Raw genomic sequence first — 9,025 nt, forward strand, 5'->3', positions numbered from 1 at the left:
CCCCGCTGCTCTCGGCCTGCTGGAGGAGCCCCCCGATACCGCGGCAGCCCGAGACCACGGCCTCGCGTTCCGGGGACGACAGCTCCGGCGGATGCGCCCCCGGCCACAGCAGCACCAGGCCGCCCCGGTCCCGGTCGCCCGTCCGGATGGGCGCGGCGGCCAGGCAGAAGCGGTACGGGAGCACCAGCGCGGGGCGGGGGTAGCGGCGGGCCAGCTCCTCCTGGCTGCCGAGCCAGATCAGGCACCGGTGCCGTACGGCGTCCGCGACCGGCATCGGGGCGCCGAGGTTCACCCGGTTCCACGGAGCGGCCAGCTGCCCCGGCGCCCCGGCCAGCACCGTCAGCCGCAGGGTGCTCTCGCCCGGGGGCAGCAGGTACAGCATCACCACCGAGGCACCGGAACACCGCAGGAGGTGGGCGACCGCGGTGTCCAGGAACTCCGTGCCCGAGCCCGTGGTGGCGACGGTAGCGGCTTGGTCCTGCACGCTCTCAGCCCTTTCGGGTCGCACGGCTGGGTGTCCGGCGTCATGCCCTTATATGGACAATACGCCCGATAGGGTTCCCGGACGCGGCCGCACGGCCCCGGCGCCGCCCGGAACCGCGGTTCCCCATCCGCCGGAACCGCGCCGGGCGAGCCGCGTACGCACGAGGGCCCGGACGCCGGGGAGCGTCCGGGCCCTCGTGGCCGTCTGTCTGCGCCGAGGCTAGGGCAGCTGTGCAGCCCGTGCCTCTCGGCGGTTGTCACGGAAGGTGTTCACCCGCCGCGCCGTGGCGAAGAGCGGGATCACCGCCCCCAGTACGACCTGGAGAGCGCAGCCCGTCTGCAGGAGCAGCTGGCCGCCCGGGGCGTCGAACGCCCATGCGGCCAGCAGGCCCATCGCGGCCACGATCCAGCTGAGCATCGCCACCGCGAGGACACCACGCGGCTTCGGGTACTCGACCCGGCTGACCATCAGCCACGCCACGCCGATGATTGCGAGCAGCGTCGGGACGAACGGCAGCTCCAGGAGCACGATCGAGACGACCGTGAGCGCCCCGAAGGGGCTCGGCATGCCCTGGAACATGCCGTCCTTGAGCGTCACGCAGGAGAATCTCGCAAGCCTGAGCACCACCGCCAGCAGCACCACGATCGCCGCGAGCGCCGACACCCGCTGGTACGCGTCGTCCGCGACCATTCCGTACACCAGTACGAAATAGGCCGGTGCGAGGCCGAAGCTGATCAGGTCGGAGAGGTTGTCCAGCTCCGCGCCCATCGGCGAGGACCGCAGCTTGCGTGCCACGAGCCCGTCGAACAGGTCGAACACCGCCGCCATGAGCATGAGGATCACGGCGGGCCATGCCCGACTCGTCGCTGCCCGTGAGGTGCGGGATGAGGATCCCCGTGGTGGTGAAGTACACCGCCATGAATCCGCACGTGGCGTTGCCGAGGGTGAGCGTGTCCGCTATCGAGAGCCGTAGCGAGAGGGGCATGTCCTCGGCGTCGTCCTGCTCCTCGGCCTCGGGCACCCAGCCCGCCTGAGTGTCAGGATCAATCACGGTCAATGCGAGTCACCCCCGCGGTGGTGGCCTGGCCGACCTCGACCGCGGCCTCGACACCCTCCGGAAGGTAGATGTCGACGCGCGAGCCGAACCGGATCAGACCGATGCGCTCTCCCTGCTCCACCTTCGTCCCCTGCGGGACGTAGGGGACGATGCGACGGGCGACCGCTCCCGCGATCTGCACCATCTCGATGTCACCGAGCTCGGTGTCGAAGTGCCAGACGACGCGCTCGTTGTTCTCGCTCTCCTTGTTGAACGCCGGGACGAAACCACCGGGGACGTGCTCGACGGACGTCACGGTGCCGGACAGGGGTGCCCGGTTGACGTGGACGTTCAGCGGGCTCATGAAGATCGCGACGCGGGTGCGCCCGTCCTTCCACGGCATGATGCTCTGCACCACGCCGTCGGCCGGCGAGATGACGCGACCCTGGGTGATCTCGCGCTCGGGGTCGCGGAAGAACCACAGCATGCCCGCCGCGAGCGCGGTGGTGGGCACGGCCACGGCGGCCCAGCGTCCGGACGTGCGGGCCCGGGCGAGGCTGAGGGCCGCGGTGGCGACGGTCGGCAGGAGCCACGGCGATGCTCCGCGCGCAAGGCGGACCCCACCGCGCGGTGCAGGGGTTTGGCTGTCGGGCATGGATGACCTTCGTAGCGGATGATGCCGCGCTGGCAACGGGGGGGACGGCGGCTTTCCGGCGATGCTATCGGGTACGAGCGGCAACTGGGCAAGCCAGCAGCCGAGTCGGCAGCTGAAAGGCGCCCGAGGCGGGTGACCAGGTGTGATGTTGTTCGCCACCAAACCACCTCGAAGGGGACAATCAGCCCTGGAACCGGTACTCCTCCAGGAGCCGGCGACCGATGATCATTTTCTGTATCTCGGCGGTACCTTCACCGATCAGCAGCATCGGGGCCTCCCGGTAGAGGCGCTCGATCTCGTACTCCTTGGAGAAGCCGTAACCGCCGTGGATGCGGAAGGCGTCCTCGACGACTTCCTTGCAGTACTCGGAGGCGAGGTACTTCGCCATCCCTGCCTCCAGGTCGTTCCGCTCCCCGGAGTCCTTTTTGCGCGCTGCGTTGACCATCATCGCATGTGCGGCTTCGACCTTGGTGGCCATTTCGGCCAATTTGAACTGGATCGCCTGGTGCTGCGCGATCGGCTTTCCGAAGGTGTGGCGCTGCTGGGCATACGAGACACCCAGTTCGAACGCACGCTGCGCGACGCCGCAGCCACGCGCCGCGACATTCACCCGGCCCACTTCGACGCCGTCCATCATTTGGTAAAAACCTCGGCCGGTCGTTCCGCCCAGGACGCGATTGGCCGGAATGCGTAGTCCGTCCATGATGAGCTCGGTGGTGTCGACGCCCTTGTAGCCCATCTTGTCGATCTTCCCGGGGATGGTGAGGCCGGGGCGGACCTCGCCGAAACCCGCCTCCTTCTCCACCAGGAAGGTCGTCATCGACTTGTGCGGAGCCGTGCCCTCGGGGTGTCCTTCGTCACTCCGGCACAGGACGGCGACCAGGGTGGACGTACCGCCGTTCGTCAGCCACATCTTCTGGCCGTTCAGAACGTACTCTCCGCCCTCCTCGCGCACCCCCTTGGACGTGATCGCCGACACGTCCGAGCCCAGCGCCGGCTCCGACATCGAGAACGCGCCCCGCACCTCGCCCAGCGCCATCCGGGGCAGGAAGGTGTCCTTCTGCTCCTGGGTACCGTGCTGTTTCAGCATGTACGCCACGATGAAATGCGTGTTGATGATGCCCGACACGCTCATCCAGCCGCGGGCGATCTCCTCGACGCACAGCGCGTAGGTGAGCAGCGACTCGCCCAGACCGCCGTACTCCTCCGGAATCATCAGCCCGAACAGGCCGAGTTCCGTGAGCCCTTCGACGATCTGCGTCGGGTACTCGTCGCGGTGCTCCAGTTGTGTGGCGACGGGAATGATCTCCTTGTCGACGAAATCGCGGACCGTGGAGAGGATCTCCCGCTGGACATCGGTCAGGCCGGCGGTCTGTGCGAGTCGGCTCATGGCTGCTTCTCCCCGTTCTTCTTCTGCGGCTCGACGGGTTCGGGGCGTCCGGGCTGCTCTCCGCCCCGCTCCTGGACGTAGGTCTCGGTGGGCACCATCACCTTGCGGCGGAACACGCAGACGAGCGTGCCGTCCTGCTTGTAGCCCTTCGTCTCGACGTGGACGACACCGCGGTCGCTCCTGGAGCGCGACGGGGTCTTGTCCAGGACCGTCGTCTCGCCGTAGACCGTGTCGCCGTGGAAGGTCGGCGCCACGTGTTTCAGCGACTCCACCTCCAGGTTGGCGATGGCCTTTCCGGAGACGTCCGGCACCGACATGCCGAGCAGCAGCGAGTAGACGTAGTTGCCGACCACCACGTTCCGCTTGAAGTCGGTGCTCTTCTCCGCGTAATTGCTGTCCATGTGCAGCGGGTGGTGATTCATGGTCAGCAGGCAGAAGAGGTGGTCGTCGTATTCCGTGACGGTTTTCCCGGGCCAGTGCTTGTAGACGGCACCGACCTCGAATTCCTCGAATGTGCGGCCGAATCGCATGATCAGGCCTCCGGTGCTTCGAACTTCGAGGTGCGCCGCATTCCGGCCGCACGGCCCTTGCCCGCGACGACCAGGGCCATCTTGCGGCTGGCCTCGTCGATCATCTCGTCGCCGAGCATCGCCGACCCCTTCTTGCCGCCCTCCTCCGAGGTGCACCAGTCGTAGGCGTCGAGGATCAGCTCGGCGTGGTCGTAGTCGTCCTGCGAGGGCGAGAACACCTCGTTGGCGGCGTCGACCTGGCCGGGGTGCAGGACCCACTTGCCGTCGAAGCCGAGGGCCGCGGCCCGGCCCGCCACCTCACGGTAGGCGTCCACGTCGCGGATCTGCAGGAAGGGGCCGTCGATCGCCTGGAGGTCGTGCGCACGGGCGGCCATCAGGATCCGCATGAGGATGTAGTGGTAGGCGTCCGCCGGGTAGCCGGGCGGCTGCTCGCCCACGACCAGGGTCTTCATGTTGATGGAGGCCATGAAGTCGGCCGGGCCGAAGATCAGGGTCTCCAGGCGCGGCGAGGCGGCGGCGATGTCGTCGATGTTCACCAGCCCCTTGGCGTTCTCGATCTGCGCCTCGATGCCGATGCGCCCCACCTCGAAGCCCATCGTCTTCTCGATCTGGGTCAGCAGCAGGTCCAGGGCCACGACCTGCTGGGCGTCCTGGACCTTCGGCAGCATGACGCAGTCGAGGTTCTGGCCCGCGCCCTCGACGACCGTGACCACGTCGCGGTACGTCCAGTGCGTCGTCCAGTCGTTGACCCGTACCACCCGGGTCTTGCCGCTCCAGTCGCCCGTGTTCAGCGCGTCCACGATGGTGTGGCGGGCGCCCTCCTTGGCGAGCGGCGCGCAGGCGTCCTCCAGGTCCAGGAAGACCTGGTCGGCCGGCAGGCCCTGGGCCTTCTCCAGGAACCGGGGGTTGGAGCCGGGCACCGCCAGGCAGGAGCGGCGCGGGCGCAGCCGGTTCAGGGACGGCGTAGGCGTGGTCATGCGGGGACCTCCAGAGGGTCGAGCTTGTTCGCTGTGCGGATCTCGTCGACGATACGGCCGATGATCTCCGTGATACCGAAGTCCTTCGGGGTGAAGACCGCGGCGACGCCCGCCGCGATCAGGGCGTTCGCGTCGGCCGGCGGGATGATGCCGCCCGCGATCACCGGGATGTCGGTGGCACCGGCCTCGCGCAGCCGGGTCAGTACGTCCGGCACCAGCTCGGCGTGCGAGCCGGACAGGACGGAGAGGCCGACGCAGTGCACGTCCTCGGCCAGCGCCGCGTCGGTGATCTGCTCGGGGGTCAGCCTGATCCCCTGGTAGACCACCTCGAAGCCGGCGTCCCGGGCGCGTACGGCGATCTGTTCGGCGCCGTTGGAGTGCCCGTCCAGGCCGGGCTTGCCCACCAGCAGCCGCAGCCGCCCCACGCCCAGGTCGTCGGCGGTACGGGCGGCCTTCTCGCGGACGAGGGCGAGCGGGGTGCCCGGCTCGGCGGTGACCGCGACCGGGGCGGACGAGACGCCCGTGGGCGCCCGGAACTCGCCGAACACGTCCCGCAGGGCCCAGGCCCACTCGCCCGTGGTGACGCCCGCCCGCGCGCACTCGACGGTCGCCTCCATCATGTTCCCGGTGCCCGCCGCGGCCTTCTTCAGGGCTGCCAGCGCCTCGGTGGCGCGGGCCTCGTCCCGGGCGTCGCGCCACGCGTGCAGCGCGGCGACGACCCGGGCCTCGTTCTCGGGGTCCACCGTCATGATCGCGGCGTCCAGGTCGGCGGTCAGCGGGTTCGGCTCGGTGCTCTCGTAGACGTTGACGCCGACGATCTTCTCCTCGCCGCCCTCGATCCGGGCCCGCCGGGCCGCGTGCGAGGAGACCAGCTCCGACTTGAGGTAGCCGGACTCGACGGCCGCCATCGCGCCGCCCATCTGCTGGATCCGGTCGATCTCGGCCAGCGACTCGGTGACCAGCTCGTCCACCTTGGCCTCGATCACGTGCGATCCGGCGAAGATGTCCTCGTACTCCAGCAGATCGCTCTCGTGCGCCAGTACCTGCTGGATGCGCAGCGACCACTGCTGGTCCCAGGGGCGGGGCAGGCCGAGCGCCTCGTTCCAGGCGGGCAGCTGTACCGCCCGGGCGCGGGCGTCCTTGGACAGGGTGACGGCCAGCATCTCCAGGACGATGCGCTGCACGTTGTTCTCGGGCTGCGCCTCGGTCAGTCCGAGGGAGTTGACCTGTACGCCGTAGCGGAAGCGCCGCTGCCGGGGGTTCTCGACGCCGTAGCGCTCACGGGTCACCCGGTCCCAGATGCGCCCGAAGGCGCGCATCTTGCACATCTCCTCGATGAAGCGGACGCCCGCGTTCACGAAGAAGGAGATACGGGCCACCACGTCCCCGAAGCGGTCCTCGGGGACCTGCCCCGACGCCCGCACCGCGTCGAGCACGGCGATCGCCGTCGACATGGCGTACGCGATCTCCTGGACCGGGGTGGCCCCGGCCTCCTGGAGGTGGTAGCTGCAGATGTTGATCGGGTTCCACTTGGGGATGCGGTCGACCGTGTACGTGATCATGTCGGTGGTCAGCCGCAGCGAGGGCCCGGGCGGGAAGACGTGCGTCCCGCGCGAGAGGTACTCCTTGACGATGTCGTTCTGCGTGGTGCCCTGGAGCTCGGCGGGATCGGCGCCCTGTTCCTCCGCGACGACCTGGTACAGCGCCAGCAGCCACATCGCCGTCGCGTTGATCGTCATGGAGGTGTTCATCTGCTCCAGGGGGATGTCCTGGAAGAGCCGGCGCATGTCACCGAGGTGCGAGACGGGGACCCCGACCCGGCCCACCTCGCCGCGGGCGAGGACGTGGTCGGGGTCGTAGCCGGTCTGGGTGGGCAGGTCGAAGGCGACCGACAGGCCGGTCTGGCCCTTGGCGAGGTTGCGCCGGTAGAGCTCGTTGGACGCCTCGGCCGTCGAATGACCGGCGTACGTCCGCATGAGCCACGGGCGGTCCTTCTGGCGTTCGGTCATCGCGGGACCTCAGACGTCGCGGAAGCGGTTGATGGCGTCGAGGTGCCGTTCGCGCATCTCCGGGTCGCGCACGCCCATGCCCTCGCGGGGCGCCAGCGCGAGGACGCCGACCTTGCCCTGGTGGAGGTTGCGGTGCACGTCGTACGCGGCCTGGCCGGTGTCCTGGAGCGAGTACACCTTGGAGAGCGTCGGGTGGATCTTCCCCTTGGCGATCAGCCGGTTCGCCTCCCACGCCTCGCGGTAGTTGGCGAAGTGGGAGCCGATGATGCGCTTGAGCGACATCCACAGGTAGCGGTTGTCGTACGCGTGGTTGTAGCCCGAGGTGGAGGCGCAGGTGACGATCGTGCCGCCCTTGCGGGTCACGTAGACGCTGGCGCCGAAGGTCTCGCGGCCCGGGTGCTCGAAGACGATGTCCACGTCCTCGCCGCCGGTCAGTTCACGGATGCGCTTGCCGAACCGCTTCCACTCGCGCGGGTCCTGGTGGTGCTCGTCCTTCCAGAACCGGAAGTCCTCGGCGCTGCGGTCGATGATCGCCTCGGCGCCCATCTTCCGGCAGATCTCGGCCTTCTGGTCGCTGGAGACGACGCAGATCGGGTTGGCGCCGCCGGCGAGGGCGAACTGGGTGGCGTACGAACCGAGTCCGCCGCTCGCCCCCCAGATCAGCACGTTGTCGCCCTGCTTCATGCCCGCGCCGTTGCGCGAGACGAGCTGCCGGTACGCGGTGGAGTTGACCAGGCCGGGGGCCGCGGCCTCCTCCCAGCTGAGGTGCTTCGGCTTCGGCATCAGCTGGTTCGACTTCACCAGGGCGATCTCCGCGAGGCCGCCGAAGTTGGTCTCGAAGCCCCAGATGCGCTGCTCGGGGTCGAGCATCGTGTCGTTGTGGCCGTCGGAGGACTCCAGCTCGACCGAGAGGCAGTGCGCGACGACCTCGTCGCCCGGGTTCCAGGCGTTGACGCCGGGACCGGTGCGCAGGACGACGCCCGCCAGGTCGGAACCGATGACGTGGTACGGCAGGTCGTGGCGCCTGGTGAGCTCGCTGAGCCTGCCGTAGCGCTCCAGGAAGCCGAAGGTCGACAGCGGCTCGAAGATCGAGGTCCAGACGGAGTTGTAGTTCACCGAGCTGGCCATGACGGCCACCAGCGCCTCGCCGGGGCCGAGTTCGGGGACCGGCACCTCGTCCACGTGCAGGGACTTACGGGGGTCCTTGTCGCGCGTGGCGAGCCCGGCGAACATCTCGGTCTCGTCCTTGTGCACGGTCACGGCGCGGTAGGACTCGGGGACGGACAGAGCCGCGAAGTCGGCGGTGGTGCTGTCCGGCGACTGGATCGCGTCCAGGATTTCCTTCACGGTGATGCCTCCGGCAGATCGGGTCCCGGGCGTCGAGGGAACGCCCCAGGAGCCCCTTGGACAGGGGAGCGGTGCGGTGTGGAGGTGTGCCGTCGGTTCGGCGGGTGCTGCGGCGTGCTCGGTGGAGCGGAAGGGATGCCTGTGACGCAGGCGCCCGGGCGCGCTGACCGTGGTCTGCGGGGACAGCCGGCGCACGAAGGGTCTTCTGCGCGCCGGCCGCCCGGACACCTTCAAGGTATGGCACTGCGTGACAGCTGACAAGGCACCGAGTGCCAACAATTTCTCTCACTTGTCATCCACGGATCACGCATGAGCGGCATCGTGGCCGGAATGCCGGATTGATCCGGCGGTGGAGGGTGCTACTGGCGCGTGGCGCGGTACACGTACGGCGTGGTGGTGCTCAGGGCGCTGAAGCCGAGCCGGCGCAGGATCGGAGCCGAGTCGTCGGTCGCGTCGACCTGGAGGTACCGGTAGCCGAGCTCGGCCGCGAGACCGGCCCGGTGGGCGACCATGGCCCGGTAGATGCCCATGCCCCGCCAGGGCGCCGCGGTCCCGCCGCCCCAGAGTCCGGCGAAGCCCTGTCTCTTATACACATCT

The 9,025-nt window shown here is 69.1% G+C and carries 6 protein-coding genes and 3 pseudogenes; all 9 read right to left on the minus strand.

What is annotated here, in order from left to right; genetic code table 11:
- Window positions 1-484 (minus strand): annotated as a pseudogene (locus IH13_RS0125835) (PAS sensor protein); the annotation flags it as partial.
- Between the two features lie 219 nt (window positions 485-703).
- Window positions 704-1,505 (minus strand): annotated as a pseudogene (gene pssA, locus IH13_RS38385) (CDP-diacylglycerol--serine O-phosphatidyltransferase).
- Window positions 1,506-1,527: 22 nt separating this feature from the next.
- Window positions 1,528-2,175: a phosphatidylserine decarboxylase gene (locus IH13_RS0125845; protein WP_031088331.1), complete on the minus strand. Its 648-nt coding sequence runs from the start codon at window positions 2,173-2,175 to the stop codon at window positions 1,528-1,530.
- Window positions 2,176-2,356: 181 nt separating this feature from the next.
- A complete protein-coding gene (locus tag IH13_RS0125850) occupies window positions 2,357-3,565 on the minus strand; it encodes an acyl-CoA dehydrogenase family protein (protein WP_031088333.1) in 1,209 nt (402 codons plus the stop codon).
- Window positions 3,562-4,095: a MaoC family dehydratase gene (locus IH13_RS0125855; RefSeq protein ID WP_031088334.1), complete on the minus strand. Its 534-nt coding sequence runs from the start codon at window positions 4,093-4,095 to the stop codon at window positions 3,562-3,564. Before IH13_RS0125855 ends, IH13_RS0125850 begins: the two co-directional genes overlap by 4 nt.
- Before the next feature lie 2 nt (window positions 4,096-4,097).
- A complete protein-coding gene (locus tag IH13_RS0125860; RefSeq protein ID WP_031088335.1) occupies window positions 4,098-5,072 on the minus strand; it encodes an HpcH/HpaI aldolase/citrate lyase family protein in 975 nt (324 codons plus the stop codon).
- Window positions 5,069-7,081 carry a protein meaA gene (locus IH13_RS0125865; RefSeq protein ID WP_031088336.1) on the minus strand — a complete coding sequence of 671 codons (2,013 nt, stop codon included), beginning with the start codon at window positions 7,079-7,081 and terminating at the stop codon, window positions 5,069-5,071. Before IH13_RS0125865 ends, IH13_RS0125860 begins: the two co-directional genes overlap by 4 nt.
- A 9-nt stretch (window positions 7,082-7,090) precedes the next feature.
- A complete protein-coding gene (ccrA, locus tag IH13_RS0125870) occupies window positions 7,091-8,428 on the minus strand; it encodes a crotonyl-CoA carboxylase/reductase (RefSeq protein WP_031088338.1) in 1,338 nt (445 codons plus the stop codon).
- A 359-nt stretch (window positions 8,429-8,787) separates the two neighbouring features.
- Window positions 8,788-9,025 (minus strand): annotated as a pseudogene (locus IH13_RS0125875) (GNAT family N-acetyltransferase); the annotation flags it as partial.

This window comes from Streptomyces sp. NRRL WC-3549 (assembly GCF_000721935.1).
GTDB lineage: Bacteria > Actinomycetota > Actinomycetes > Streptomycetales > Streptomycetaceae > Streptomyces.